The organism is Dehalococcoidia bacterium (assembly GCA_035310145.1).
Taxonomy (GTDB): Bacteria; Chloroflexota; Dehalococcoidia; order CAUJGQ01; family CAUJGQ01; genus CALFMN01.
In genome coordinates this window covers 48,647-75,234 of record DATGEL010000048.1, presented here as the reverse complement: position 1 = coordinate 75,234, position 26,588 = coordinate 48,647, and the positions used below count along the sequence as shown (strand labels likewise).

General features: G+C 69.9%; 23 protein-coding genes. 8 read left to right on the top strand and 15 right to left on the bottom strand.

From position 1 onward, the window contains the following. The first annotated feature begins 203 nt into the window (after positions 1–203). The gene (locus VKV26_10185) at positions 204–656 is read left to right on the top strand and encodes a DUF3237 domain-containing protein (GenBank protein HLZ70261.1); all 453 of its coding nucleotides are present in this window, start codon (positions 204–206) and stop codon (positions 654–656) included. Positions 657–710: 54 nt separating this feature from the next. Here the strand turns inward: VKV26_10185 and VKV26_10180 are convergent, their stop codons facing one another. From VKV26_10180 to VKV26_10165, 4 genes are all read right to left on the bottom strand, one after another. Next, positions 711–1,604, bottom strand: a complete 894-nt coding sequence (locus VKV26_10180) for a nucleotidyl transferase AbiEii/AbiGii toxin family protein (protein HLZ70260.1) — start codon at positions 1,602–1,604, stop codon at positions 711–713. After that, positions 1,591–2,196 (bottom strand): type IV toxin-antitoxin system AbiEi family antitoxin domain-containing protein, encoded by a 606-nt coding sequence (locus tag VKV26_10175; protein ID HLZ70259.1) that lies wholly within the window; start codon positions 2,194–2,196, stop codon positions 1,591–1,593. The genes VKV26_10180 and VKV26_10175 overlap by 14 nt, the downstream gene beginning before the upstream one ends. An 89-nt stretch (positions 2,197–2,285) precedes the next feature. Then, a complete protein-coding gene (locus VKV26_10170; protein HLZ70258.1) occupies positions 2,286–4,754 on the bottom strand; it encodes a CoA transferase in 2,469 nt (822 codons plus the stop codon). 178 nt (positions 4,755–4,932) lie between these two features. Beyond that, the gene (locus tag VKV26_10165) at positions 4,933–6,123 is read right to left on the bottom strand and encodes an ATP-binding protein (GenBank protein HLZ70257.1); all 1,191 of its coding nucleotides are present in this window, start codon (positions 6,121–6,123) and stop codon (positions 4,933–4,935) included. Between the two features lie 179 nt (positions 6,124–6,302). On the opposite strand from VKV26_10165, the gene VKV26_10160 reads away from it, so the two are divergent. Both VKV26_10160 and VKV26_10155 read left to right on the top strand, forming a co-directional pair. Continuing rightward, positions 6,303–6,896, top strand: coding sequence for a maleylpyruvate isomerase N-terminal domain-containing protein (locus VKV26_10160; GenBank protein HLZ70256.1), 594 nt, complete (start codon positions 6,303–6,305; stop codon positions 6,894–6,896). Between the two features lie 17 nt (positions 6,897–6,913). After that, entirely contained in the window at positions 6,914–7,699 is a 786-nt protein-coding gene (locus tag VKV26_10155; protein ID HLZ70255.1) for a GNAT family N-acetyltransferase, read from the top strand. A gap of 273 nt (positions 7,700–7,972) precedes the next feature. On the opposite strand, the gene VKV26_10150 is transcribed toward VKV26_10155, so the two are convergent. After that, positions 7,973–8,179: a hypothetical protein gene (locus tag VKV26_10150; GenBank protein ID HLZ70254.1), complete on the bottom strand. Its 207-nt coding sequence runs from the start codon at positions 8,177–8,179 to the stop codon at positions 7,973–7,975. Between the two features lie 132 nt (positions 8,180–8,311). On the opposite strand from VKV26_10150, the gene VKV26_10145 reads away from it, so the two are divergent. Both VKV26_10145 and VKV26_10140 read left to right on the top strand, forming a co-directional pair. Beyond that, positions 8,312–9,565, top strand: coding sequence for an amidohydrolase family protein (locus VKV26_10145; protein ID HLZ70253.1), 1,254 nt, complete (start codon positions 8,312–8,314; stop codon positions 9,563–9,565). A 153-nt stretch (positions 9,566–9,718) separates the two neighbouring features. Next, positions 9,719–10,261, top strand: coding sequence for a hypothetical protein (locus VKV26_10140; protein ID HLZ70252.1), 543 nt, complete (start codon positions 9,719–9,721; stop codon positions 10,259–10,261). Between the two features lie 36 nt (positions 10,262–10,297). On the opposite strand, the gene VKV26_10135 is transcribed toward VKV26_10140, so the two are convergent. Continuing rightward, complete coding sequence (locus tag VKV26_10135) at positions 10,298–11,302, bottom strand: LLM class flavin-dependent oxidoreductase (protein HLZ70251.1); 1,005 nt, start codon at positions 11,300–11,302, stop codon at positions 10,298–10,300. Positions 11,303–11,641: 339 nt separating this feature from the next. Here VKV26_10135 and VKV26_10130 point away from each other — a divergent pair, with 339 nt between their 5' ends. The 3 genes from VKV26_10130 to VKV26_10120 all read left to right on the top strand — a co-directional run bounded on the left by VKV26_10130 (position 11,642) and on the right by VKV26_10120 (position 15,530). Continuing rightward, the gene (locus VKV26_10130) at positions 11,642–12,949 is read left to right on the top strand and encodes an MFS transporter (protein ID HLZ70250.1); all 1,308 of its coding nucleotides are present in this window, start codon (positions 11,642–11,644) and stop codon (positions 12,947–12,949) included. Positions 12,950–13,095: 146 nt separating this feature from the next. Further along, positions 13,096–13,857, top strand: a complete 762-nt coding sequence (locus tag VKV26_10125) for an FCD domain-containing protein (protein HLZ70249.1) — start codon at positions 13,096–13,098, stop codon at positions 13,855–13,857. Positions 13,858–13,949: 92 nt separating this feature from the next. Beyond that, on the top strand, positions 13,950–15,530 hold the full coding sequence (locus tag VKV26_10120; protein HLZ70248.1) for a benzoate-CoA ligase family protein: 1,581 nt from the start codon (positions 13,950–13,952) through the stop codon (positions 15,528–15,530). Between the two features lie 64 nt (positions 15,531–15,594). On the opposite strand, the gene VKV26_10115 is transcribed toward VKV26_10120, so the two are convergent. From VKV26_10115 to VKV26_10075, 9 genes are all read right to left on the bottom strand, one after another. Next, positions 15,595–16,521 (bottom strand): hypothetical protein, encoded by a 927-nt coding sequence (locus tag VKV26_10115; protein ID HLZ70247.1) that lies wholly within the window; start codon positions 16,519–16,521, stop codon positions 15,595–15,597. Between the two features lie 90 nt (positions 16,522–16,611). Then, positions 16,612–17,934, bottom strand: a complete 1,323-nt coding sequence (locus VKV26_10110; GenBank protein HLZ70246.1) for a hypothetical protein — start codon at positions 17,932–17,934, stop codon at positions 16,612–16,614. Beyond that, positions 17,931–19,622 carry a GMC family oxidoreductase gene (locus VKV26_10105; GenBank protein HLZ70245.1) on the bottom strand — a complete coding sequence of 564 codons (1,692 nt, stop codon included), beginning with the start codon at positions 19,620–19,622 and terminating at the stop codon, positions 17,931–17,933. Before VKV26_10105 ends, VKV26_10110 begins: the two co-directional genes overlap by 4 nt. Beyond that, entirely contained in the window at positions 19,616–20,776 is a 1,161-nt protein-coding gene (locus tag VKV26_10100) for a glycosyltransferase family 2 protein (protein HLZ70244.1), read from the bottom strand. Before VKV26_10100 ends, VKV26_10105 begins: the two co-directional genes overlap by 7 nt. A 52-nt stretch (positions 20,777–20,828) precedes the next feature. Further along, a complete protein-coding gene (locus VKV26_10095; GenBank protein HLZ70243.1) occupies positions 20,829–22,598 on the bottom strand; it encodes a carbamoyltransferase in 1,770 nt (589 codons plus the stop codon). Positions 22,599–22,662: 64 nt separating this feature from the next. Continuing rightward, positions 22,663–23,982, bottom strand: a complete 1,320-nt coding sequence (locus VKV26_10090; GenBank protein ID HLZ70242.1) for an NAD(P)-dependent oxidoreductase — start codon at positions 23,980–23,982, stop codon at positions 22,663–22,665. Continuing rightward, positions 23,979–24,527 carry a dTDP-4-dehydrorhamnose 3,5-epimerase gene (gene rfbC / locus VKV26_10085; protein HLZ70241.1) on the bottom strand — a complete coding sequence of 183 codons (549 nt, stop codon included), beginning with the start codon at positions 24,525–24,527 and terminating at the stop codon, positions 23,979–23,981. Before rfbC ends, VKV26_10090 begins: the two co-directional genes overlap by 4 nt. Before the next feature lie 53 nt (positions 24,528–24,580). Continuing rightward, entirely contained in the window at positions 24,581–25,612 is a 1,032-nt protein-coding gene (locus VKV26_10080; protein ID HLZ70240.1) for an SDR family oxidoreductase, read from the bottom strand. A 98-nt stretch (positions 25,613–25,710) separates the two neighbouring features. After that, positions 25,711–26,562, bottom strand: coding sequence for a glucose-1-phosphate cytidylyltransferase (locus VKV26_10075; GenBank protein ID HLZ70239.1), 852 nt, complete (start codon positions 26,560–26,562; stop codon positions 25,711–25,713). Between the last annotated feature and the right edge of the window lie 26 nt (positions 26,563–26,588).

Here is a 26,588-nt window from a genome sequence, read left to right as displayed (position 1 = left end):
GCACTCGCCGGCGACGACATGGTTCAGAATCTGCAGTCGCGCTTGGTCCTGGGCAGTCAATGTCAGGTCCTTCATGACTGACATTTTCACTGGACAGTTCGTGGTGACGGAGTCCGAGACTCATGACAAGCACGTTGACAGCCGCCATATACTCGGATGCATCCGCAGCCCTTCACTCCGATGCACCAGATGGAGGCCGGCCGATGACGACGCAACCCGCCGTGAGCACCCAAACCTCCGTAGCCGTCGAGCACCTGTTCACGCTGACGGCCGAACTCGCCGCCCCGCAGACGGTTGAGAGCGGTCCGCAGGGCACGCGCGTCATCATCAACGTGACTGGGGGCAGCGTCCAGGGCGCCAGGGTTCGTGGCACGCTGCTCGGCCCAACTGGCGACTGGCTGGTGGCACGGCCGGACGGCACGTTGAAGCTCGACGTGCGGGCCTCGATCCGCACGGACGACGGTGCGATCATTCTCATGACGTACCACGGCATCGGCTCGCCGAAGGCGGAGGGCGGCGCCTCGGTCCGGTCCGCGCCGCTGTTCGAGACCGGCGACGCCCGCTACGCCTGGCTGAACAATATCCAGGCGATCGGCTTCGGCGAGGCGCCGGCGACGATGGAGCGCGTCACTTACGAGGTTTTCGCGCTGAAGTAGCCACCGGCGCCGTCCGCATCGCCGGCGGCTCCGCGCCGGCGATGCCCAGCGAATTCACGCACCGAGCCAGGTCCGCGCGCCCGGCTCCCAGTGCAAGCCGCCGGCAGCGCCGTCGAGCACCGGCTGCCAGAAGGACTGCACCAGGCGGAACCCGTCGGCGATACCTCGAATCGAGAGGCCCGTTGCTTCGCTGGCGAGGTGTTCGTGCGCGCTGGCCCATGCGGCTGGAGGCTGCGGGAGCGCTGGTGGGAGCAGATGCGTTCCTCGCCTCGCGAAGGTGGCGCCGACGGAGGCGCTGAGCCGGTCTCCCGCGACGGTTTCCCGGCTCGCGATCGTCACCAGGTCGAGCAGATCTTTGACGCGGGTATTTTCGATCGTGCGCGGCATCGTATACGCGTGCAGTTTCTCCGCTCGATGCTGGAGGATTGGGTAGGCCGGAAAGCGCACCGGCGCGATCCCGGCAAACAGGAGCAGCCCAGAGCCGTTCAGAATGTCGGGCTCGTCGAGCAGCGCCTCTCCGCAGGAGATATCGAGATGGAACCGGCCGAACTGAGCACCCGCGAGGAGAACGGATAGCCGCGCCCGCGCGCCGCCGAACGGCACGTTGTCGAGCGGCCGAATCGCCTCGACCTCATAGGTGAGGCGGTCGCTCGTTTCGCGGGCAATGGCCGCCCGAAGCTGGTCCAGCGCCGCGTCGATCGGCCCCTCGGCACGAAGATCGACATCGCGTGTCGGGCGATTCTCCAACCCGTAGCGCATTTCGAGCGCGAAGCCACCCTTCAGCGTCCAGCCATCCCACGCGGCCAGGCGCGCAAGCAACCGCTCGAACACGACCTGCTGCTGCAACCGCTGCGCCGGAACGTTCGCGCGCAGCGCCTCGTTGCGAAGCCGCGCGAGCAGTTGCTCGCGGAAGCCGTCGCCGGTCCGTCCGCGCTCAGGAGACGGCATGAGCTGTCTCCGGGCGCATCGCACCCTCGAGCAGGCGACGGACGTTTCGACTGTGCCGGTAGCCTGCCCTGCCGGCAGCGAATCGCAGCGCCGCTTCGCTGGTCAGTGCCCGATCCAGCGCCTGTCGCACGGCGAGTTGAATCTGCTCGGGATCTGTTCCGTAGGCCGCGGCGTCCACGATCGTTCGCGCCGGCGCGGTGACGCTGATCCCTTCGCGGATCGTGATCTCGTCTGGATGAAGCCGTGCCCGATGCATGACATAGCTCGCTGGAGCCCTGCGATTGAACTGCAGCGGCACGGTGAGATGCACTTTGCTAGGCAGCACGTCGCTCAGGTCGTAGAGCAGCAGCGCGCTCTCATGCGAAATGGCGCCGCGGTAGTTCGACCACACCCACGCTCGCCAGTAGTCGTCAAATAGGCTGATCGGCGCATGGCGCAGTCGATACACACCGGGAAATTCGCGTGCGAAGCGTCCGGCTGCGGTGTGATACGCCAATAGTCGGTCGTTCACGCCATACGCCAGCGCGTCGGCGCGATCGAAGTAGCCGCCCTGCAGTAGCGCCTTTGCTTCGAGTCCCCGCAGATCGGTCACAAGGCCCGCCTCATCGAGTGCAGTATAGCAATCATTTTTTTGGAGGTATACTGCACTCGATGCAAGCGGAACGCCGCTGCCGGAATCCGTTACGCAGGCGGCTCCGTGCCGGCGACCCCGAGCGCTTCGAGGCGGTTGTAGGCGGCGTCGCCGAGGCCGAGCAGGTTGGTCAACACCTCGCGGCCGTGCTCGCCGAGGCGGGGAGCGTATCGGCGCACGCCGCCGGGCGTGCGGCTCAGGCGCCAGGGCGCCGCCACCTGCAGGTGCGTACCCGTCTCCGGGTGCGTCACCTCGACCAGCAGGCCGCGTTGCCGCAGTTGTTCAAGGGTCAGCGTCTTCAGCGCATCGCGCACCACCGCGGCGTTCACGCCGTGCTCGCGCAGGCGCGCCTCCAGCAGAAAACCGTCCTGCGCGGCGGTCCACTCGCCGATCAGCGCGTCCAACTCGTCCTCGTGCCGCTTGCGCGCCGCTGCCGTGGCGAAGCGCGGATCGCTCGCCCAGTCGGCGTGACCCGCGGCGGCGGCAAGCGCGGCGAACCGCTCATCCGTAGCCGCGCTGATCGCGATCCAGCTATTTCCTCTTTCCTGATTCCCATTTCCTACCGGATAGACGTTGTGCGGCGCGATCGTGGGATGGCGGTTGCCCATGCGCGGGCGCACACGGCCGTTCGCCGCGTACTCCAGCAGCGCGTCGGCGATGAAGGTCATGCTCGTCTCTTGCATGGAGAGATCGATCTGCTGCCCTTCGCCCGTGCGCTCGCGGTGGTGCAGCGCCAGCAGCACCGCCGCCGCGCCGAAGTAACCGGCCACGGGGTCGGGGTACATCTGGCCGGAGTTCAGCGGCGGGCCGTCCGCATAGCCGAGCAGCGACGACATGCCGGACATCGGCTCGATCGTGCCGCCGATGCCGGGGATGTGCGCGTACGGCCCCGTCGCGCCGTAGGCCGACATCGAGAGCAGGATGAGATCGGGCCGCAGCTTCGTCAGCGCGGCGTAGTCGATGCCCAGGTTGCCCAGCACGCGAGGCGTGAAGTTCTCGGCCACGATGTCAGCGGTGGGCACGAGCCGCCGGAACGTCTCGATCCCCTCCGGCCGCGAGAGGTCGAGCGTGAGCGCCCGCTTGTTCAGGTTCACCGAGTTGTAGAGCGCCGAACAGTTCCAGGGATGCACGGCCGTGGGGACCTCGCGCAGGGCCGTGCGGATGCTGCCGCCGTAGCCGCCACGCCAGGAATCCGGGCGGCTCAGCGCCTCGATCTGGATCACATCGGCGCCGAGCAGGCCGAGCAGCTCCGTCGCCAACGTGCCGGCCCAGGCCTGCGTCAGCACCACGCAGCGCACGCCGTCCAGCGGACCACGCGGTCCCGACACAAGAGCGGACCCGGCGCCCGCGCTCGCTCCGGCGGGAGGCGTCGCCCGACCTGAGACAGGAAACGGCCGCGCCAGCGCCGCCTCCGTATCTTCGCCCAGCCGCGCGGAGGGCAGCGCGTCGCGCCAGGGCGTGCGCGACATGCGGAACGGCGCCCCCGGCGCGGGCAGCGTGCCGCCGTCCGGGCGCGCGAGTGGCTGCATGAACTCGCGGGCGATGACGTGCTCGTTCGCGTAGAGGTCGGCCGCGCTGAGCACCATGCCGCAGACGACGCGCAGCCGCGCGAGCGCGTCGAACAACTCCCGCGCGCCGCGTCGCGCGATCCGCTCCTCCACGATCGACGCCACTTCCTTCGCGTGCTGCTGGCGGTAGGAGGGTTCGTAGAAGCGTTCGTCGAAGGCCAACTCCGGCAGACCCAGCTCGTTCATCGCGTCGCGCCAGAAGTGGCCGCGGCTCAGCGTGAGCGCGAAGTAGCCGTCGGCGGCCGGCACGGGGCCGCCGGTGAAGTCCGGCGGGCGCGGCTTCAGCGGCTCGCCCTCATACTGCGCCGCCAGCAGCGCGGGCGCGAAGCTGGCTACCGTCGCGTCCAGCAGTGAGACGTCGACGTGCTGGCCCTCGCCGGTGCGGTCGCGGTGGAAGACGGCGCCGAGCGCGGCGATGAAGGCGGCGATACCGGCCTGGAACGATGCCTGGTAGCCGCTGCCCTTCAACGGCTCACGCCCGGGGCGCCCGTTGAGCGCCGCCCAGCCAGAAAGCGCGTAGGCGGTGAGGTCGTCCAGGGCCAGGTCGCGCCACGGCCCCTCCTCGCAGGGTCCGAGCGAGACCACGATCAGGCCAGGATTCTCGGCCCGCAGGTCGATAGAGCCGGCGCCCACGGCGAGCAGCCGGTCGGCCGCGTAGCCGGCCAGCAGCAGATCCGCGTCCCGCGCGAGCCGGCGCACTGTCTTCGCGCCCTCCGCAGAAAGCACGTTCAACCCGGCCATACGCTTGCCGGCGTTCAGCCAGCGGAAGAAGGCGCTGCGCTCCGCTCCTTCAACCTCGTCGAAGAAGGGCGGCAGGCCGCGGCCCTCCTCGCCGCCGGGCGGCTCGATCTTGAGCACGTCGGCGCCGAAGCCGGCGAGCAGCCGTCCACAGAACGGCCCGGCCACACCGGTCGAAAGGTCGAGCACGCGCAGATCGTCGAGGGCGGCCATCGTCAGGCTCCCGGAGCGAACGCCTCCGGCCCCACGCTAGCGAACGCCGTTCGCAAAGGCAACGCGGCAAATCGGGCTCAGCACGATTGTTGCCTTCGCCGCGGCGCCGATCACAGCGGCTCGGGCGCCTGCAGCGCCGTGCGGCTCGGGCCGGCTGGAACGCAGGGGGGATTGACCTTCATGCCAGCGGCAGGCGCACGGTGACGGTTGTGCCCGCACCTTCGACGCTGGCGATCTCCACCTGGCCGCCATGCTGCTCGACGATTTCGCGCACGCTGGCCAGTCCCAGGCCATTGCCGCGGATGCGCCCGGCAACGGCCGGGCTGCGGTAGAAGCGCTCGAAGACGCGCGGCAGATCCGCCGCCGGGATGCCGATACCGCTGTCGCTGATCGTCAGCACGGCCTCGCCGCGCACGGGATCGCGGCTGAGCGACACATCGATCGGTCCGCCGTCCGGGCTGTAACGGATGGCGTTACCGAGCAGGTTCGCCACTACGCGCTCCAGCCGCGGGCCATCCCACTGCCCCACCAGCGGCGGACCCGACGCGGCGATCGCCAGCGTATGGCGGGGGCTGCTCAGCCGCTGTATGGCGGCTGCCTGCGCCACGACGGCCTGCAAGTCTACGCGGGCGCGGCGCAGCTCGATCACCCGGCCGGACTCGGCGCGGGCCAGGTCCTCGAGATCGCTCAGCATGGCGTTCAGCCGCGTCGCGGCCGCGCCCACCGGCTCGATCACGGCCGCCACTCGCTCGCTCGTCAGGCCCTCGCCGCGCTCTGCCTGCCGCTCCAGCAGTTGGAGCCCGGTCTGGATCGCCGTGAGCGGAGCACGGAAGTCGTGGGCGAGCGTGTTGAGCAGCTCGTCACGCAGGCGCAGCACGGCCGCCGCCTGTTCGTAGAGCGCCGCGTTCTCCTCGGCGAGCTGTTCGGCCGCCTGCCGCGCCGCCACCTGCGCCGTGATCTCGACGGCGTGCACGGCGCTGCCCAGCAGTGCCCCGTCGGGATCGCGCAGCGGTTGGGCCATGAGCGTGAAGTAGCGATCGTCCACGTCGCCGGCGCCGGCCCGCCGCAGTTGCAGCCGGCACTGCTCGACGGCTACCGGCTCGCCGGACTGCTGCACGGCGTCGAGCGCCGCCAGCAACGCCTGTCCCTGCAGCTCGGGCAGGGCCTCGGCCAGGGGAAGCCCGAGCCGCGCGCGATCGCCGAATACGCCGGCCGCGGCCCGATTGAGATACTGGAGGCGGTGATCGGCGCCGCCCACGATCGCCACCACCGCCGGCAGGCGGCCAATCAGCTCACGCAGCAGGGCGCGCTGCCGCGCGTCCCGCACGAGCACGACATTCGGATCCGGCTGATCGGCCGCCTTTGTCACCTTCACCTCGCCCCATAGAAGGTAGGATCCATTGTAGACGTGTTGAAACAAATCAGCAATTATGCCGTCACAAAACACGCCGCCTTCTCGTGCGGCCGGTCCTCGCGGTATGCTGCGGCAGGCCCGCCCGCCGACGCATTCGTTTCCCGTCATTGCAAGGGCAGGAGCTGGAGGAAGGCATGATTCCAGATGTCGCGGCAACCGCCGCCTGCATCGCCGCCGAGCGGGCGCGCTTTGTACGCTTCTGCCGCGGTCTGACCGAGGCGGAGCTGCAACGGCCCGTGCCGGGCAGTCACTGGATCGTCAAAGACTTCATCAGCCACCTGGCGACGATCGACGCGCCGGTGGCGGCCTGGTTTCGCGACATCGCCGACGGCACGCCGGCGGGCCCCGGCGGCCGCACGGAGCAGGCCAGCACGTGGGACGTGGACCGCTTCAACGACGCGCAGGTGGCGGAGCGCCGCTCGCGTTCGCTGGACGCGATCTTCGCCGAGGCGGCGGACGAACGCGCGGCGCTTGTGTCCGTGCTGGACCGGCTGACCGGCGAGCAACTCGCGCGCACGATACATTTCGGCGGCGACAGCAAACGGCCGCCCGCCGAGATTCCGCTCGGCCGTTACCTGCAGGGATGGTCGCGCCACGACGCGATTCATGTGGCCGACATGCTCAAGGCGCTGCCGGAGCGGCGGGCGGACCCCGCGGTCGCCGCCTGGCTGACCGAGCCAGAGGTCGCGGCGATCGTGGGCATGTATCAACGCGCGATGGACGGGTGAGAGAACACGGAATGGGAATGGCGGACGGAGACTTCGCCGCGGCGTTGGTGGCGCGGGCGGATGCCAACTACCGCGAGCTGTTCCGCGCCATGGCGCGGCTGACGCTGCACGGCATGGTGCAGGAGGACGATGAGCTGCTGCTGGTGCGGTCTGGGCCGTGGTTGCCGCTCAACAACGCCGCGATTGTCAAGCGCCCGCCGGCCGATCCGGCGAGGGCCCTGGCGCGGGCCACGGCGTTCTTCGCGCAGCACGGGCAGTCCTGCGCGCTGATCGCCGCCGGCGCCGCCGCCGAGGCGATGGCGCCCCTGCTCGAGGCCGAGGGGCGCGACGACGATCCCTCGCCCGGCATGATCCTGTCGCCGCTTACGGGCGAGCCGCCGCCGGTGCCTGGGCTCGCCATCGAAGTGGTGCAGGACGTCGCCGGTTTGCAGCTCTACAACGACACGATGACGGCCGGCTTCGGCAACGCCTGGGCGGAGGGCGAGATCCTCGAACAGCGCGTTCTGCTCGACGCGCCGGACCTGACGCACTACCTCGGCTTTTTCGACGGCACACCCGTCGGCACGGCGATGCGCCTGAGCAGCCACCGCATCGCCGGCGTGTTTAGCGTGAGCACGATCCCGGAATATCGCCGGCGCGGGATCGGCGCCGCGCTCACCTGGCGCGCCGCGCTCGACGGGCTGACGGAAGGCTGCGTCGCCAGCGCCCTGCAGGCGAGCACGCTGGGCGAGCCGGTCTACCGGCGCATGGGCTACCGCGACGCGCTCACATACCACCTGTGGCTGCCACGCCTCACCGGGTGAAAAGTGCTGCTCATAGGCCTCGGCAAACATCGCCACGCGGGCCAATATCACTGACGCTGACAAGGTGCCGCGCTTCGTCCACGGTGTAAACGATGCGCCAACCGCCAACCCGCGCCGATCGCCCGCCGGCGGCATTCGTCAGCGGCTTCGTTAGTCGTGGATCGTACGGATCGCGTTGGATGTCGGCAAGACGCTGGCGGATGCGCGGCTCGGCACGAGCGTCGAGTCTGCGGTAATAGGAAGCAGCCTGATGGGAGGGCTCAAGCTCATAGCTCATGCCGGCGCAGGCTTGTCGAGATCGGCGAAGCGCACCGTCTCGCCGCGCGCGATCTCGGCCTCACCGCGCCGCACCCGCTCCAATTCCTCCGCGGTTGAGGTGTCATCCGCGCGGAGGAGCCACTGCACATAGTCCAGGACTTCTGCGATGTCGTCCTCTGTCATCTGCTCGACGAGGTGATGAAGCTCCTCGCGAACCGTCATCGTCGCGCTCCAGTCGCACTTCACCACGTGCCTGCCTTCAGTATACCCGTGCTCATCTCGCAGGCATCCGCGGGTTCGTTCCGCGGCGCTGTGCTAGGCTACGGGCATTCGTGACTGCGCGGAGTGCCTGCCATGCTCGTCTTCGAACATGCGCGCCTGCTTGACTGCACCGGGGCCGACCCGCGAGCGAACACCGCCCTTGTCGTGGAGGACGGGCGCATCGGCCGCATCGGCCCCAGCGGCAGCTTCGCCCTGCCGCGCGGCGCCGAGCTGATCGACTGCCGGGGCCGCACGCTGATGCCCGGCCTCACCGACGCGCACGTGCATCTCTCCGCCGTCGATCTCAGCCTCGCCGGACGCACGAACGAGCCGGCGCCCGTCGTCGCCCTGCGCATTGCCGCGCTGATCGAAGCGACGCTGCAGATGGGCTACACCACCGTGCGCGACGCCGGCGGCCTGACCTGGGGCTTCAAGGAGGCCGTGCGCCTCGGTCTGATCGCCGGGCCGGACCTGCTGATCGCAGGCGGGGTGCTCTCGCAGACGGGCGGCCACGGCGACGGCCGCGGCCGCAGCGACTACGGCGTGCCTCACAACGACAGCCAGGTCCGGGCGCAGTCGTACATCGTGGACGGCCCGGACGAGGTGCGCAAGGCCACGCGCGAGGCGTTGCGCCGCGGCAGCGACCAGATCAAGGTCATGGCCAACGGCGGCGCCATGTCGCCCACCGACGAGATGACCTCGCCGCAGTTCACGGTCGAGGAGCTGGCGGCAGCCGTGTACGAGGCGAAGGCCGCCGGCACCTACGTGATGGCGCATACGTATACGCCGCAGTCGATGCAGAACTGTATCGAGGCCGGCGTGCGCTCGCTGGAGCACGGCAACTTCCTCGACGAAGAGACGGCCGTGCGCATCAAGGAGAGCGGCACCTTTCTCGTGCCCACGATCGTGACCTACGAGCAGATCGCCGCCTACGGCGAAACGCAGAACGTGCCCGAGAACCAGATGCGCAAGATCCGCCAGGGGCTGGACGGCGCCTTCACCGCGCTGGAGATCGCCGTGCGCCACGGGGTGACGATCGCCTCCGGCTCGGACCTGCTGGGGCCGATGCAGCCGATGAAGGCGCGCGAGCCGCTGCTCAAGGCGAATGTGATGGGCACGATGGCGGCGCTGATCGCGACGACGCAGACCAATGCCCGCCTCTTCCGCCTGGAGCAGGAGATCGGCACGGTCGAGACGGGCAAGCGCGCCGACCTGATCGTGGTCGACGGCGACCCGACGGTCGCGATCGACTGCCTCGCCGACGCGGCCAACGTCCACGTCGTCGTCAAGCACGGCAACGTCGTCAAAGACGTGCAAGCTGAGACGGCACTGGCCGCGACAGGCTGAGCAGCGGTTCGCGCCGCTGCTTCGGCGGGGGATGGCTCGGTTTGGCGAGCTTTGTGCGGCAAACTCACATGCCGGCCGGCGCGCCTTCTTGCCTCGTCGGCGATCCGCCGCGATACTCAACTTGTGACACCGGGCACAAGCTGGAGGACCGCGATGAGCACCACGACGCCGCTGGCCGAGACGCTGCCGCTGGGCGGTGAGGCCGCGGCCAGGCTCTCCGGCATGGGCGTGGTGCGCAGCGCCCTGGCCGAGGTGCGGCTGGGCAACGCCGAGTTCCACGCCTACCTGGCGCAGCTGATCCGCGAAGCGCGGCGATCGGTCGACGACTACGTGATCCCCGAGGGCCGGCCCGACCCGTACGACCCGGAGATCCTGCGCGCCTACGCCACCGCCAACCGTAACGGCGTACGCACCCGCACGTTGATCAGCCCCGCACATCTCACGCTCGTGCAGAAGACGTACGACCCGAACTTCGAGATCAACGCCTTCCTGCAGAAGTTCCCGCACATCCGCGTGGTCGAGCAGGTGCATGCGCCCTTCACCGTGATCGACGGCGAGCGCGTGCTGCTCAACGTCAAAGACCCGCTAGAACCGGACGAGTACATCATCTCGGTCTGCGTTTGGGACCGCGAGCTGGCCGCGCTGCTCACCGAAAAGTTCGAAGTGCTGTGGGCGGGCGGCAGGTCCTCGGTGTGAGCATCGCGCCGCTCGGGTGACACGCGCGGCCGGCGCTCAAAGATCGCGGATCGCCGGCATCACCGCCTTGCCGATCAGCTCGAAGGAGCGCAGCATCAGCCGGTGGTCGCCCGTAATGTGGCGCACCATCACTTCTTCGAAGCCAAGCCCGCGGTAGTAGCGCAGCCGCTCGACCACGGTCTCGGTGCCGCCCACGATCAGCTCGTCTTTGCCGGTGCCGCGGTAGCCTTCCGCCAGCACGCGGTCGACCTCGGCGTGCGCCGCGGCGTCGCTCTCGGCCACGAAGATGTCGCGGCGCAGCACGGCGCGCGGCGTACGGCCCGCCGCCCGCGCCGCCTCGCGGTAGACGGCGAGTTGCCGCACGACCTCCGCATCGGTGGCGTTCTGTCCCGTGAGCCAGGCGTCCCCGAAGGCGCCGGCACGCGCCGCCGCGGCCGGCACGGTGCCGGCGAGCCAGATTTCGACCGGCACGCGCGGCAACGGACTGATGCTCACGCCGTCGAGCGTGCTGTAACGCCCGCTGAAGTTCACCCGCTCGCCCGCGAGCAAGGAGCGCAGCACGGTCGCCAGCTCCTCCAGCCGCCGCGCCCGGCTGCGCATCTCGATGCCGAAGGCCGCAAAGGCCCGCGCGTTGCCGCCGTTCGCTAGGGTCACGATCAGCGGTCCCTGCGCGAAGGCCGCGATCGTGCCAAGCTGCTCGGCCAGCAGAACCGGGTGGTAGAACGGCGCCAGCAGCACCACGCCTGCGGGCATCGCGCCGGTCTCGGCGAGGAGCCGCGCCAGAGTCGGCAACGGCGAGAAGCAGTTGGCGTAGCCGGCCGGAATCGCGTGGTTGTCGCCGACGAGCAGGCCGTCGAGCCGCGCCTCGCGCGCCGCGGCGGCGACTTCGAGCAGGTTCCGCGCCTGCTCCGCCGTGTCGAAGGCGCCCATCGGCCGCTCGATGAAGCTGCCGGGCGGCATGGCGGCCAGCGTCTGCTTGAACTGGCGGTCGGTCTGCGGCCCGGTGGGAAAGAGGAAGCGAAGCGAGGTGCCGAGTTTCATCTGGCGGCCTCCCAGCGGCAGGGCGCGGTCCTACCCCGGCCGAGGGACAGCACGGGGCCGGCAGTTGCTGCAAATAGTACGCTAACTTGACAAACAGAATGCTGTCAACGCCGCGGCGGGTCGCGCTTGTGCGCGGCGCCTGCAGCATTGATCGCCGGTGCGGTACAGATCCGCGTTGACCAACTGTCCTGCAACTCCGTACAATAGTGCGGTGAACGCACAGCCGCCTGCACGCGCACCGCTGTACACGCAAAGCGGCCCGTCGCGCCGCGTCGCGCCGATCCCCCTCGATCGTCTTCCATTTCGGCGGGATCTCCGACCGGAGCAGGAGCAGGAGCAATGAGGGCCGGCGGCGAGCGGCCGCCGCTCCGTGCCGCCTTCGCTTCGCTGCGCGTCCACAACTACCGCCTGTACTTCTTCGGCCAGCTCGTCTCCCAGATCGGCACCTGGATGCAGTCCACGGCGCTGTCGTGGTTCGTGCTCAGCCGCACGCACTCCGCCTTCGCCCTTGGCGCCGTCTCCATGTTCCGCACGCTGCCGGTGCTGCTCTTCGCCCTCGTCGGCGGCGTGATTGCCGACCGCCTGCCCAAGCAGCGCCTGCTGATCGGCACGCAAAGCGGCCTGGCGCTCCAGGCGACGATCCTCGCCGTGCTCACGGGCAGCGGCCTGATCACCTTGCCGCTGATCTATGCGCTTGCCGTCGCGCAGGGCGTCTGCAACGCGCTCGACAATCCCGCGCGCCAGTCGTTCGTCATGGAGATGGTCGGTCCGCGGGACGTTCCGAACGCCGTGGCGCTCAACTCCTCGCTCATCCAGATGACGCGGCTCGTGGGGCCGGCGCTGGGCGGCATCACGATCGCCACGCTGGGCACTGCGCTTTGCTTCTACATCAACGCGGTCAGCTTCGCGGCGGTGCTGATCGGCCTGCTGATGATGGACCCGAGCCGCTTCTACGCCGCCGAGCGCCCACGCCGCGCCGCCATCCTGCGCCAGCTCGGCGAGGGGCTGCACTACGCCGTGACTACGCCGGACATCATGCTGGCGATGATCACGATGGCCGTGCTCGGCACCTTCGGCTATAACTTCCAGGTGATCATCCCGCTGATCGCGCAGTTCGTGCTGCACACCAACTCGGTCGGCTTCGGCCTGCTCACCTCGTCGCTGGCGGTCGGCTCGCTGACCGCGGCATTCGGCGTAGCCTGGCTGGGGCGCGGCTCGCGGCGCAGTCTGCTGGCCGGCGCGGCCTGCTTCAGCGTGGTGCTCCTGAGCGTGGGCTTTGCGGGCATGTGGCTGCTGGTGGTGCCGATGCTTGTGGCGCTGGGGCTGAGCAGCACCGTCTTCACCGCGACCAACAACGCGCGGTTGCAGTTGATCGCGCCGCCCCACCTGCGCGGGCGGGTGATGAGCATCAATACGCTGCTGTTCCAGGGCTCGACGCCGCTCGGCAGCCTGATCGTCGGCGGCCTGGCCGAGCGCGCCGGCGTGCAACCGACGGTCGCGCTGATGGGCGGCCTCTGCATCCTCGGCGTGCTCGCGTCGCTGCTGTACCTGCGCCGCACGCGCGATCGCCTTGTGCCGCCCGGCGAGGAGTTCAACCGCCGGCCGGCGTCGGCGGGGGGCGCGGTAGCCGCGGGCGGCGGCTCCTAGCCTGTCTCATCTTTGCAACACGTCGATCGTTGCAATCGCTGTCTGCATGTCATACTGTCTGACAGAGATTCGGCGGCGGGTGCGGTGCGAGCGCCCCGGGCCGCGGCCTGCCGAATCAGCCCGGGGCGATGCGAGGGGCCTTCCCGATGACTACGGACGTGCCGCAGCAGGAGATCGCCAGCGAGGCCGTCCGTCCCGCCCAGCGCGTTTCGCTGCGCGAGCAGGTGGCCGACGAGTTGCAGCGGCTGATCGTGGGCGGCGCCATCGCCGCCGGCGCCGCCCTGCCCTCCGAGGCCCAGCTCGGTGAGACCTTCCACTGCAGCCGCAGCGTCGTGCGCGAGGCGTTGCGCGACGTGGAGCAACGCGGCCTGGTCGTGCGCGCGGAGAACGGCCGCGCCCTGATCGTGCAGCCGGCGTCGCTCGATACCGTCAGCCGCGCCGTGCACATTTATATGGAGCTGGGCCAGGTCACGTTCGCCGAGCTGTTTGAAAGCCTGGAGCTGCTCGACCCGGTCGCCTCGGCGCTGGCGGCCGAGCGCGGCGACGGCGCCACGCTCGACGCGCTGCGAGCCTTGAACGAGCCGGCGCGGCTCACCCTCGCCAACCTGGTCGAGGTCGAGGTCGCGTTCCACCTGCGGCTGGCGCAGGCCAGCGGCAACCGCCTGTTCGTGGCGGCCTGGAAGCCGATCCTCGACGCGCTGGCGATCGCCAACGCAGAGGTCGCGCCGCTGATGGGCACGCCGGCCTTGACCGGCACACGGCGCGCCCACGACGAAGTGATTCGCGCCGTCGCCGCGCACGATGCCGCGGCCGCGGCGGCCTGGTCGCGCCGGCACTGCGCCGCTTTTCGCCGCGGGCTGGACCTGCTGGGCCGCTCGGCGCGCGATCCGGTGCGGCCGTTGCAGTAGAGTGCTCGGCAGATCTGCCGGCAAGCGATTCACGGCGCCGTCCATCAGTTCAGAGGCCGTGTAGCCACGGCGACAGCACGAGGAGGCAGACGATGACGACGACCGCGCCCGCCACCGCTCCCGCGGTCACGGTGCCGCGCGAGTTCAACACGGCGGCGGAATACATCGATCGGCCGATCGGCGCGGGCCACGGCCAGCGCATCGCCTACATCTGCGGCGATGAACGGGTGAGCTACGCGCAGTTGCAGCGGCGGGTGAACCAGACGGCGAACGCGCTGGCGGCGCTCGGCGTGGAGATGGAGCAACGCGTCGTCGTGCTGCTGCCGAACCAGCCCGAGTTCGTGTACGCGCTGTTCGGCGCCATGCGCATCGGCGTCGTGGCGGCGGCGATGAGCACCGCGATCCAGCCCGCAGAGCAGGCGCTCTTGCTGGCCGACAGCCGCGCCCGCGCCATCGTCGTCAGCGAGGCGCTGTGGGCGCCGCTGCGCTCGCGCCGCGCCGAGTTCCCGCTGCTGAAGCATGTGTTCGTCGTCGGAAACACAGCGCCTGCGCCCGGCGAGCACGACTTCGCGGCGCTGGTCGAGGCGGCCTCTCCTGAATGCGCCACGGCGCCGACCACCGCCGACGATGTAGCGCTCTGGCTGCACACCTCGGGCAGCACCGGCACGCCGAAATGGGCCGTGCACCTGCACCGCAATCTGCCCCACGCCGAACAGCTCTACGCCGCGCCCTTCATCGGCCTGCGGCCCGGCGATGTGCTGCTGGCCGGTCCTTGCTTCCACGCCTACCCGCTTGGTCTGGCGACGTACTTCGCCCTGCGCGCCGGCGCGACCGTGGTGCTCAACCGCGAGCGCTCGACACCGGCGCGCATGTTCGAGCTGATTGCGCAGCAGCAGGTCACGGTGTTCGCGGGCGTGCCCACGCTCTACGCGCAGATGCTGCAAGCCGCCGAGGGGCGGAGCCTCGCCTTGCCGAGCGTGCGCATCTGCCTCTCCGCCGCCGAGCCGCTGCCCGCCGAGATCCACCGTCGCTGGCAGGAGCGCTTCGGGGTCGAAATCCTGGACGGCATCGGCACGACCGAGGCGCTGCACGTCTTCATCAGCAACCGCGCCGGCGAGAGCCGCCCCGGCAGCTCGGGCAGAGCCGTGCCGGGCTACGACGTGCGTCTGCTGGACGAGCAGGGCAACGAGGTCGCCGACGGCGAGATCGGCAACCTCGTGATTCGCGGCGGCAGCCTCTTCGCCGGCTACTGGAACCAGATCGACACCTCGCGGCGGGTCTTGCAGGGCCAGTGGTATCACACCGGCGACAAGTATCTGCGCGACGCCGACGGCTTCTACTATTACTCCGGCCGCGCCGACGACATGCTGCGCGTCAGCGGCCACTGGGTATCGCCGGCGGAGGTGGAGGCGGCGCTGATCGCCCACCCCGCCGTCGTCGAGGCGGCCGTCGTCGGCAAGGCGGACGCGGACGAGCTGATCAAGCCGCAGGCGTTCGTGATCCTGCGCGAGGGCGTGGCGCCGAGCGAGGCGCTGGCGGAGGAGCTGAAGGTGCACGTAAAGGCGACGATCGCGCCGTATAACTACCCGCGCTGGATCGAGTTCGTCGCCGACCTGCCCAAGACCGCGACGGGCAAGATCCAGCGCTTCAAGCTGCGCGCGCCTGCCTCCTGATTCTGAGCGATCACCGATGCAGCCTTATCCGGCGTGATGATCGCGCGGCACGATGAGCAGATGTTCATCGCCCGGCGCCGGCCGGCTCGCCCACGGCGTGCCGCGCAATGGGGGCATGGTCGGGCGACCCACTAACCGGAGCGAGCGTGGGCGGCGGCGTCCGCCCTCTCCGCGCGGCAACCGAATCCACCCGGTGCTCCGCCTCCGGTGTGACGAAGGCGTTGTAGAGCGGGTGCTCGAACAGGTGGCAGACGTAGAGCTGCTGGTTCCATGCGGACGGCCGGACGCGCGTGAGCCAGAAGCCGTTCGGCTGGCAGAGCTTGCGCGGGCTGTCCCGCTCATTGAACTCGCGGATCGCCAGCAGCTCCCCCGTGTACTCGTTATACAGCCCCGACTCGTGCACGGTGTCGTCGAAGTAGCAGAACACCCGCGGCAGGTAGCGCGTGCTCGCCCCGGCGAAGATCGCCAGCGCATCGACGGTCGAGCTGTAGTAGTCCACGTCGAAGGAGACGAAGCCGACCGGCGGGAACGCCCCGGTCCGGACGAACGGCGGCACGGTCTCGCGCACATCGCCGAGCACCAGCTCCGCCCGGCGCAGGCGCGGGCGCAGCGCGGCCTGGTCCATGCGGTAGAAGCCGCCGCGGTAGACGTAGGGCAGATCGCGATAGTCGCGCGGCCGCGGCAATCCCTCGGACATGTCGAAGCCGAAAATGCGGAAACGCACACCGGTCGCGCGCTGCACATCGGCGGCGATGCGCTCCATCGCCAGCAGCCCGGCGCCCTTTGCCACGCCGAACTCGATCAGCGAGAGCACGGGGATGCCGAGCGCCCTGGCCTGCCGCGCCGCCTGCAGGATGCCGTAGGCGTAGGCCGGCCGGTCGAAGAGGTCGAGGGCAACGCGGGTCTTCAACGAGATGCCGGGCAGGCGGCACAGCAGGTAGGCCAGCCCGCTGGCCGGCTGGGCAAGGGTTCGCACGATCGTCGTCAACACGGTAGATTCATCTCCTTTGTCTCCAGTGTCTCCAGTCCTCCCCTCCTCCCGTCTCCCCTGTCTCGTTCGTCTCCGATGCAGGCCGGCCGCTTACCGCTCCGCTTGGACGGGCCGCAGCAACGGGCGCAGTCGGGTGCAGAGCAGGACGGTTGCCGCCGCTCCCTGGCTGACCACCGCGGCGACGCCCGCCCCGGTGATGCCGTAGACCGGCAGTAGGGCGAACAGCAGCGTGAGGAAGACGAGGCTGATGCCGCCCTGCACGAGCGCGATATCGCGCGTGCGCCGCTGCACGCGCGCGATGCTGAAGTACAGCGATACCAGGCTGTTGGGGATCTCGTTGAGGGCGAGCAGCCGCATCAACGTGCCGCCGTGCGCCGCGTAATCGTGCCCCAGCAGGCCCAGCAGCCAGGGACCGAACAGCAGCACGCCGGCCGAGGCCAGCACCACCAGGCGCATCACGTGGACGATCATCTGACGCGCATAGGCCGAGAGGCGCTCTTCATCGAGCGCGCCCTCGACCGTCAGCGAGGTCGCCATGTTTGAGGAGAACTGTGCGAACGCCGAGGCGATCACCCAGGGCAGGTAGAAGTACGCGTTCGCCCGCACGCCCAGCTCGGCGGCGACGATCAGCGGCGGCAGCGCGACCAGGGTCAGCCCAAACAGCGAGCCGGCATACTCGCCGGCGCTGTAGCACACGAAGCGCGACAGCGAGAACGGCTCGCCTTCCGCCTCTGCTGCCCGCGGGCGCCGCAGCAGCCGGCCGAAGATCAGCGCACTGATCGGCAGCACCGCCAGCGCCGCCGGCGCCGTGTAGGAGACGAAGATGCCCGAGGGCGGCAGCGCCGCCGCCAGCACAAGCAGCAGGCCGATCTTGGCGACGGAGAACAGGGCGTTCTCCAGCGGCACCCAGGCGACCCGCCGCAAGCCGATCAGGACGCTGTCCTGCACGTTGAAGAGACACCAGAAGGCAAGCGCGGGGATGAACCACAGCGGCGTGATCTGCGCCCGGTCGAGGAACGCCGCCGGGATCAGCCCGCCGCGCGCCCCGGCGATGAAGAGGGTGCCGATGCCCAGGGCCAGCAGCACGATCGCCGCATAGCAGCCGAGCACCAGCCGCGCCGTGTGCCGCCCTGCGCGGGGCACGAAGCGGATCAGCGTGGCGTTCAACTCGAAGCGGGAGAGCGCGGCCAGCAGGCTGATCGCCGCGATCGCGGCCGAGTTGGCGCCGACTACGTCCGCCGGGTAGCGGCGGGCCGCCAGCGCCCAGTAAAGCAACCCGAGCACAGAGGTGACGCCGGCGTTGACCAGCAGGATGTAGCCGTTGCGGAACAGCGGGGCGCGCAGATGCGTGAGGCGGCTGGTAAGCCATGGCAGACGCACCACCGGCCCGTCGAGCAGGCGCTGCGCCCTCATGGCACGAGCACCCCCTGGCGACTGGCCGCGGCAGCGATGGGCATCGTGACCGTGCCCCTGTGCCCTGCTCTGACTCGATCGGCCAGGCGCAGGGCCAGCGCGATCACGGACAGCGTGGGGCTTGCATATCCTCCGGTCGGGAAGACCGAGCTGCCGGCCACGTAGAGATTGGCGAGGTCATGCACGCGGCAATCGGCGTCTACCACGCCGCAGCGCGGGCTGGCGTGCATGCGCGTGGCGCCCAGGTGGTGGTGCGAGAGGGTGGGCGGCACCTGGTCCGGCGAGGGGCGAAAGTAGCCGATGCCGGCGCTCGCGCATTCGCCGGCGAACAGATCGAGGACGCGCCGCACACGCTCCCTGTCGGCCTCGCGCCAGCGCCACTCGACCCGCGCCCGCGGCTGCCCCAGTGAATCGCGCGTGGCCGCCAGCGTAACGCGGCTTTCGGGACATGGCGCCTGCTCCGTCAGGCAGAGCGTGTCGTAGGCGACGAAGCCGCGCCCACCGAACGGCCCCGCCGACCAGCCGCCCCAGCCCAACGCCGGCAACAACGGCTGCGGCCGGGTCAGCAGGCGCAGCAGCGGCGGCGCCAGGTCTGCTCCGGCCTGCCTCGCGGTCCAGAGGCAGGCCCGCGCATCTCCGCGCAGCAGCAGGCGCGGGCGCCGGAGCACTCGCCAGGCAGCCGCCGTCGCCGCGATCGCCGCCGGCCGAGGCACGGGGAAGAGCATCATACCGAGGTTTGGCAATGCGTCGCGCTGCCGGGCTGCCTCGGAAGGCGCGAGGTGGCCCATCACCGGCGTGCCGAAGGCATGGTGCACGTCGTACAGCCCCGCGTGGCGCAACGTCTGCGCGGCGAAGGGCACGAGCAGGCCGCTGCGCACCTGCGGATGCTCCATCAGGAAGCGGCCGACGAGGTCGTGCCCGTTGCCCAGCCCGGCCGCGTGGCGCCGGCGCGAGAGCAGCAGCAGGCGGGCGTTTTCGATGCCGCCCAGCGCCAGCACGAACGTCCGCGCCGCCACCGTGAAGCGGCGCCCGTTGCCTGCGGCGACGCTTGCCCGCTCTACCGCGGTTCCGGCGTCGTTGGTCTGCAGCTCCAGTACGGTGGCGTGCTGGTACAGCGTGGCGAACTGGTGAGCGACGAGCTCGTCGCGGTATGACGAGGTGAACACCGAGCGCCGCCCGATCTGGAAGACGCGCGTTTCGATAGTTGCCTCAGGCAGCGGCGATGCCGGTGTCTTCGGCGTCTGCCAGGCCCGCCCGTCGTAGGCGAAGGGGCCGATCCGGCAGACACGCTGCGCCCGCCGGTAGTACGGCAGCAGCGTCTCGACGCCGAAAGGCCAGCCGCTGTGCGGCAGCCAGTCGCGCCGCTCAAAGTCGAGCGGGCTGAGCGGCAGGAAGCGCCCGCCGGGCTTGCGAAAGCCGATCCGTTCCGCCCAGCCGTGCGCCGTGCCGCCCACCCGGCGCCGGCGGGTGTCGCGTAGCGGCTGCTGCCAGTCGCCGTCGATCTCACCGCCGGCCAGATCCTGCGCTCCGTCATCGGCGTCGAGTCCGCCGCTTTCCAGCAGGCAGACGCGCAGCCGGGCGCCCGCCAGTTCGCGCGCCACGGTGATGCCGGCCGGGCCGGCGCCGATGATGCAGACATCGGCCGATAGCGTCGCGCCGTCCGGCAGCGCATTAGCATCGATCAGCATCGCGCGGCTCGCGCCGAGGGCGCGCCGGCCGGCGCCGAACATGCGCCGTTGAGTGCCGGCTGCTTCTGCGCCGCTGCCGTTGCCCCTGGGATCGGCCCCGCCTGAGCGGCGCGCTCGTGCTCTCTGCCCCGGCGCCAGGCAAGGGCGGCGCTGCCCCAACGGACGGCGACGCGCGGCGCAACGACGGAGGCCGCCGCGGTCAGCAACAGCTCCGGCGAGAGCAGGGTGCGCGGGCTGCAAACGACGGCACGCGCCACGTCAGCCACGGCGCCCCGACGGCCGCGGCCGCCCGGCAGGATGCGATGCTGGCCGGCGCGCTGCAGGTGTGATCGGGCGACGGCGGCACGCACCATGCGCTGCTCGGCCGGCGCGACCGGGCGGCGCGAACGGTGCGTTGCCAGACCGGAGAGCAGCGCCGCTCCCATCGGCGTGGACGCTTCGCCGCTGGTGCGGTTCTGCATGAAGCGCTGGTTGCCGTCCGAGCGGCCGCGCACGGTGTACTCCAGCAGCGGCGCGCTGATGTAGGCCACGTCGCCGTAGGCGGCGGCGCGCAGCGTGAAGTCGTGGTCCGAGCAGAGGCCGACCTCGGGGCGAAAGAAGCCGCCCATCTCGGCCAGCACGTCGCGCGCCACGGCGATCGAGCCGATGTTCCACTCCGGCATGCCCGGCTCGGCCAGCAGCTTCAGCCAGGAGCGGGCGGTGTAGCGCCCGTCGCAGCCGCGTTTGACGCGCTGCGAGCCGTAGTACCGGCGCTCGGCCGGCGTGCCCTCCGGCGTCACCCGCCGGCAGGCCGTGACCACCAGGGCCAGCCGTCGTCCGCTTACCGCCGGCGCGGTGATGCGCGACGCCATCCGCTCCAGGCAGGCAGGATGCAGCCGGTCGTCGGCGGAGAGCAGTTGCAGCCAGTCGTAGTCGCAAAGCAGCGCTGTACGGTTGAAGTTGCTGTAGGTGTCGACGTGGGTGCGCCAGTGTTTATAACGAATGCGCGGGTCGGGATAGGCCGCGACCAGGGCGCGCAGGTCGTCGTTCGAGTCGTTGTCGCCGATCACCAGCTCCCAGTGTGGGTACGTCTGGGCGCGCACGCTTTCGATCGCGCCGCCCAGCCACTCGGCGTCGTTCCACACCGGGATAAAGACCGAGAACGCAGGGGTCACAATCCGTCTCCACACGGCACGCCCAGGGCGGGGGCGCGGCGCGCCGGCCGTGTTATGGTCGGGCCGCCGCGACGGCCTTCTTGCGGGGTCTTGGCCCGACCGCTGGCTCCGCGGTCAGCGCCTGATCAAGCAGATCGTGGCCGCGGCCGCCCTTCGTCACGACGAAGTCGCCGAGGACGAGAAAGTCCAGCCCAGACGAGTAGAAGGTGCGGATGGCGTCCTTCGGCGAGCAGACGATCGGCTCGCCGCGCAGGTTGAACGAGGTATTGAGCAGCACCGGCACGCCGGACAGCCGGTCGAACTCCGCGATCAGCTCCCAGTAGCGCGGGTTCACTTCACGTCCCACCGTTTGCACACGGGCGCTGCCATCGGCGTGCGTCACCGCGGGGATGACGTCGCGCTTGTCGGGGCGCACGTCGAAGGTGAGGATCATGAAGGGCGAGGGATGCGCCGGCGTGAAGTACTCGGCCATCCGCTCTTCGAGACACGAGGGCGCAAACGGCCGCCAGCCTTCGCGGAACTTCACGCTCTCGTTGACGCGATCCTTCATCTCCGCTCTACGCGGGTCCGCCAGGATCGAGCGGTTGCCGAGCGCCCGCGGCCCGAACTCCACACGGCCCTGGAACCAACCCACGATCTGCCCCTGGCAGAGCAACCGGGCGGTCACGCGCGTTACGTCACACACCCGGCGCCAAGGCAGCTTGTAGGCCCGCAGCGCTGCCTCGATCTCCTGCTCGCCGTACTCCGGTCCGAAGTAGGCATCCTCCATGACCGCGCGCGGCACCGCCTGGCCCAGCGCCGCGTAGGCGCCCAGGGCCGCGCCAAGCGCGGTGCCGTCATCGGTGGCCGCCGGCTGAACGAAGATGCGGTCGATCAGGCCGGAGGTGAGCAGCTTGCCGTTGGCCTTGGAGTTCATCGCCACGCCGCCCGCCAGGCAGAGGTTGCGGCTGCCCGTGCGCCGCACGCCTTCATGCACGACGCTGAACAGGGCTTCCTCGGTCGCCTGCTGCACGGCGGCGGCCAGATTCTTGTCCTGTTGGGAAATGTGCTCCTCCGGGTTGCGCCGCGGCCCGAAGCGTTCGAGCAGGTAGGAAAGGTCGCTCCAGTGCCGCCCAACCAGCTCCTTGCCGTTCACGCGGTAGCCATGGCGGGTGCGGCGGCAGTAGGCGCGCAGATCGACCGTGGGCCGGCCGTAGGCGGCGAGTCCCATCACCTTCCACTCGTCCGCCAGCCGTTCGAAGCCGAGCAGATCGGTGAACGCCTCGTAGAACAGGCCCAGCGATTGCGGATAGGGGTAAACGCGCCGCGGCAGCAGCCGCCCCTCGCGGCCGTGGTAGATGGTCGTGGCCTGCCAGCCGCCGCGCCCATCGAGCACCAGCACCAGCGCATCGTCGAAGCCGGAGAGTGCGAACGCGCTCCAGGCGTGCGCCTCATGATGATCGATGTAGAGCAGCGGTGCCGCTTCGCGCCCGAACTCGCGGCGCAGCCGGCGCCTGCCGCAGCCATGCACCTGCTCACGCGCCGCCTCCAGCAGTTGAAACCAGGTCCAGTAGGCGCTGCGTGCGATCTCGCCGCGCAGCGCCTGGCGGAAGCTGTGCAGCGGCGTCGCCCCCGGCCGGTTCCAGCCGAAGGCGACCGCGTCCAGGTCGCGAAGCTCGACACCGGCATGGTCAAGTGCGGCGCGGATGGCCTGGACGGGAAAGCCGCGGTCCTTCTTGATGCGTGAAAAGCGCTCCTCAGCGGCGGCGAAGACGATACGCTCGCCGTCCAGCAGCGCGGCCGACGAGTCGTGAGAGTAGCAGTTAATCCCTAAGACAAGCATGTGTTGGGGCCACCTCCTCACCAGCCTCCACCCGGAGTGAACCGTGATCACGCGGTCGGCGCGCTCAGGCGACGCTCCCGGCCGCTGCCCGCGTCCCGGCGCCGAAACGGCGATGCTGCTCATGCCGCAGCCAGTCGCAGAGCCGGCCCTGCGGCAGCGTCACATCGGCGTAGGTGAGTACCTGATCGCGTGGGATATCGCGCAGCAGGTGGCAGCCCTCGGCCACGCCCATAGGTAGCAATCGCTCCCGCGCGGTAACGTCGGCGTTTTCGCACTGGCCGTAGGTCATGTACTGGCCGATGCCGTCCAGCGTCTCGCCGGCCTTGAGGCCGATCTTCGCCGTGGCCACGACTTCCACGCGCGGCCCGGCGAGCGGCGTGAGCACCGCGTCGTGGAAGAGCACGGCACGCGCCAGCGAGAGCGGCGCCTCGAAGTGGCAGAGGTGGTAGGGCGTGTAGAAGCTGTACAGCGGCCCTTCGCCCAGCTTGTAGAGGTTCAGATAGTGCCGCTGCTTCGCGTCGTCGTGCGCGGCGAGCACGTACACGCCGGGGCTCGGCTTCGCTCCGACGACGTAATCGACGATGCCGCCCAGCGCTTCGAGCTCGGCCACGTCGTAGGTCTGGGTCAGCTCGTCGATGTGGCCGGCGAAGTCGCGGCCGATCATGCCGCGCTGCGAGACGCACATCCCCGTGCCGTTTGCCACGATCGCCTGTTCGAAGGAGATCTTGCTGCCGTCGGCGAAGCTGGTGACCATCGACGGCGTCTGCCCCCAGCGTTTGGCGAAGCCCTCCTGCGTGGTCGGATTGCGGTAGGGGTCTTGCAGGCCCTTAATGTTGCCGCAGACCAGCGGCCGCAGGCCGATGCTTCGCACGAAGCGGACGAGGTTCATCTCCACGCCGGGCTGGTCGCCGTCGCAGGCGCTGAGCACGACGCCGGCGCGGTCGGCGTAGGTCTTGAGGATCGGGCCGACCGTGCCGTCCAGCTCAGCGTTCATCAGCACGACGTGCTTGCGGTGCTCGATCGCCTTCAGCACGATCTGCGCCGCGTATTCGACCGTGCCCGTCACCTCAAGCAGCGCGTCGATCCGGCCCGCCTCACAGAGCAGCAGCGGATCCTGCGTTACCGCCGGAATGCCGGTTTCGATCGCGCGGTTGAGGGCGGCGACGCTGGAGACTTCCACGACTTCATCCAAGCCGGCCTCAACGTAGGCGCGGCGCGCCTTGGCCACGGTGCGGTTGGCGATCGCGGCCAGCGTCATGCCCGGTACGGAGTTGACGATCTGGTTAGCCAGGCCGCGGGCCATGAAGCCGGCGCCGATCATGCCCACCTTGATCGGGTCGTGCGCCTCTTCGCGGGCGCGCAGAGCGCTGTCCACGATGATCACGATCGCGCTCCCGCCGGCTGTGGCAGCAGCGGCCAGCCGGCATCCTTCTCCGAAATCACCTGCACCGGCAGCGGCCAGGCGATGGCGAGCCGCGGGTCGTCGAAGCGCAGGCCACGCTCTCGGCCCGGCGCGTAGAACTCGCTCACCTGGTAGGCGACTTCGCTGCCGTCCGCCAGCGTCTCGTAGCCGTGCGCGAACAGCTCGGGCACGTAGAGTGCCAGCCGGTTCTCCGCCGAAAGCTCGACGCCGATGTGCTGCATGTAGCTGGGCGAACCGGGACGCAGATCGACGATCACGTCGTAGATCGCGCCGCGCGTGCAGCGCACCAGCTTCACCTCGGCCGAGGGCGGCAACTGATAGTGCATGCCGCGCAGGGTGCCGCGCTGGTAATTGAACGACGTGTTGCACTGAACCACCGCTGACTGCAGGCCGTGCTCGCGGAACTCCTCCGCGCAAAAGCTGCGGGCGAAGAAGCCACGTTCATCGCCGTGCTCCTCCAGCCCGACGATGAAGGCGCCCACCAGGGCCGTCTCTGTAAACTGCACGCTTTACTCCGTATACGCGGTTTGGTAAGAGACGCGGGCTGCGCCGCGGCCGATCAGTGCGGGGCGGGCCGTACCCCCGCGACGAAACGCAGGCTCTCGTCGACGTTGCCCGCGTCGCGCAGGCGTTGCAGCTGCGCCAGGCGCACGCAGCCGTCGGCGCTGCGGAAACCGACCCGCTGCAGGTTGGCGACGAGGTCCTGGACGCCGCGCCGCAGGTCGAAGGCGCAGGCGAAGCCGGGCAGCAGCTCGCGGATGCGACCGAAGCGCACGCGGTAACTGCGCTTGTCCGGGCCGGCGCCTTCGGCCCTGCTCAGCCGCGCCCCCGGCGTCAGCTCGGCGATCGCCCGCGCCACATCGATGATCTGGTAGTTCTGCTCGTCCGCGCCCACGTTGACGATCGCCCGGTTGAGGCGGGCGGCGGGCGCCGCCAGCGCCAGGGTGAACGCCTGCGCAATGTCGCCGATGTGCACCAGCGGACGCCAGGCCGAGCCGTCGCTGTTGAGCCGGATCTGCCCGTTGAGCAGCGCGCCGGTGACCAGGTCGTTGACGACCAGGTCGGTGCGCAGGCTTGGCGAATAGCCGAAGGCCGTGGCGTTGCGGAAGGAGGCGACGCAGAACGCGTCGTTGGCCAGGGCCGCGAGCTGTGCCTCCGCCCGGATCTTGGAGATGCCGTAGTCCGTCACCGGTCGCGGCTCGGACGTCTCGTCTACCCAGTCCTCCTCGGCCGCGCCGTAGACGCTGCACGAGGAGGAGTTGAGGAAGCGCCGCACGCCGGCCTCGCGCGCCAGCCGCGCCAGCCGCACGGTGGCATCCACGTTCACCGCGTGGGTCAGCTTCGGGTCGAGCTGTCCGAGCGGGTCGTTGGAGAGGTTGGCGAGGTGCACGATTGCCTCGATGCCGGCCAGATCGCCCGGCTGCACGTCGCGCAGATCGCGCTCGAGCGTGGGCGCCGCCGGCCCTTCTTCGAGGCGACCCTCGACGAACAGGCCGCTGTCCAGCCCGCGCACGTCGTGCCCCGCCGCCAGCAGCGCGGAGACCATCGCCGGACCGATATAGCCGAGGTTGCCGGTTACCAGAACTCGCATGCGCCCGTCCTTCACGATGAATCAACCAGCCAGAGCCGTCGGGCGCTCCGGCCGGGAAGCGCCCGACGGCACTCGTTCGCCGGCTTCGCGGCCGGCTGTTACACGCCGCTTGCCGCGCGCACGCCGCCGATCCCTGCCGCGTGCATGCGCTGCCGCATCGTCAGCATCTCGTCCAGCATTTCGCGGTCCTTCGGCGTGTCCATGCACTGCCAGAAGCCCTCGTGCTGAAAGATGCGCAGCTCGTCGTCGGTCGCCAGCCGCTCCAGCGGGCCGCGCTCGAGCACGCAACCGTCGTCCCAGTCGAGGTACTCGAACATGGCGCGGTTGAAGACGAAGAAGCCGCCGTTCACATAGCCCTGGCCCGTGCGCGGATTCAGCGTCGGCTTCTCCGCGAAGCGGGCGACGCGCGCCTCCTCGCCGAGGATGAACTCGCCGAAGCGGGCCGGCGGGTGCACGCCCGTGACCGTGGCGATGCGCCCGTGCGACCGGTGGAAGGCGATCAGCGCGTCGAGGTCCACGTCGCAGACGCCGTCGCCGTAGGTGCAGAGGAAGTAGGGGCTGCGCACGTACTTCTCGACCCGGCGGATGCGTGCGCCGGTCTGCGCCTCGATGCCCGTCTCAGCGCAGGTCACTTCCCAATCGACGGCGTCCTGGAGATGCGTGGTCAGCCGCGGCTCGCCGTGATTCATCCGCAAGGTGAAGTCGTTGCTGTGCGTGCGGTAGTTCAGGAAGTAGTCCCGGATCATCTCGCCCTTGTAGCCGAGGCAGAGCACGAAGCGGTTGAGGCCGTAGCCGGCGTAGTGCGCCATGATATGCCAGAGAATCGGCCGGCCGCCGACCTTCACCAGCGGCTTCGGGATCACGTCCGTGTCGGGGGCCAGGCGTGTGCCGCGGCCGCCGCAGAGGATTACGACCTCCGGCGGCTGATCGTGGCGTCCGTCTCGTCTCATCGCTTCCCTTTCCTCCCGGTTGCGTG

Bases quoted from the DNA above. Each gene is read 5' to 3' on its own strand.
- VKV26_10105 (HLZ70245.1), bottom strand. From the start codon at position 19,622: ATGCTGATCGATGCTAATGCGCTGCCGGACGGCGCGACGCTATCGGCC.
- VKV26_10095 (HLZ70243.1), bottom strand. From the start codon at position 22,598: ATGCTTGTCTTAGGGATTAACTGCTACTCTCACGACTCGTCGGCCGCG.
- VKV26_10130 (HLZ70250.1), top strand. From the start codon at position 11,642: ATGAGGGCCGGCGGCGAGCGGCCGCCGCTCCGTGCCGCCTTCGCTTCG.
- VKV26_10075 (HLZ70239.1), bottom strand. From the start codon at position 26,562: ATGAGACGAGACGGACGCCACGATCAGCCGCCGGAGGTCGTAATCCTC.
- VKV26_10145 (HLZ70253.1), top strand. From the start codon at position 8,312: ATGCTCGTCTTCGAACATGCGCGCCTGCTTGACTGCACCGGGGCCGAC.
- VKV26_10080 (HLZ70240.1), bottom strand. From the start codon at position 25,612: ATGCGAGTTCTGGTAACCGGCAACCTCGGCTATATCGGTCCGGCGATG.
- VKV26_10150 (HLZ70254.1), bottom strand. From the start codon at position 8,179: ATGACGGTTCGCGAGGAGCTTCATCACCTCGTCGAGCAGATGACAGAG.
- VKV26_10180 (HLZ70260.1), bottom strand. From the start codon at position 1,604: ATGCCGTCTCCTGAGCGCGGACGGACCGGCGACGGCTTCCGCGAGCAA.
- VKV26_10140 (HLZ70252.1), top strand. From the start codon at position 9,719: ATGAGCACCACGACGCCGCTGGCCGAGACGCTGCCGCTGGGCGGTGAG.
- VKV26_10185 (HLZ70261.1), top strand. From the start codon at position 204: ATGACGACGCAACCCGCCGTGAGCACCCAAACCTCCGTAGCCGTCGAG.
- VKV26_10155 (HLZ70255.1), top strand. From the start codon at position 6,914: ATGGCGGACGGAGACTTCGCCGCGGCGTTGGTGGCGCGGGCGGATGCC.
- VKV26_10170 (HLZ70258.1), bottom strand. From the start codon at position 4,754: ATGGCCGCCCTCGACGATCTGCGCGTGCTCGACCTTTCGACCGGTGTG.
- VKV26_10125 (HLZ70249.1), top strand. From the start codon at position 13,096: ATGACTACGGACGTGCCGCAGCAGGAGATCGCCAGCGAGGCCGTCCGT.
- VKV26_10160 (HLZ70256.1), top strand. From the start codon at position 6,303: ATGATTCCAGATGTCGCGGCAACCGCCGCCTGCATCGCCGCCGAGCGG.
- VKV26_10110 (HLZ70246.1), bottom strand. From the start codon at position 17,934: ATGAGGGCGCAGCGCCTGCTCGACGGGCCGGTGGTGCGTCTGCCATGG.
- VKV26_10120 (HLZ70248.1), top strand. From the start codon at position 13,950: ATGACGACGACCGCGCCCGCCACCGCTCCCGCGGTCACGGTGCCGCGC.
- VKV26_10135 (HLZ70251.1), bottom strand. From the start codon at position 11,302: ATGAAACTCGGCACCTCGCTTCGCTTCCTCTTTCCCACCGGGCCGCAG.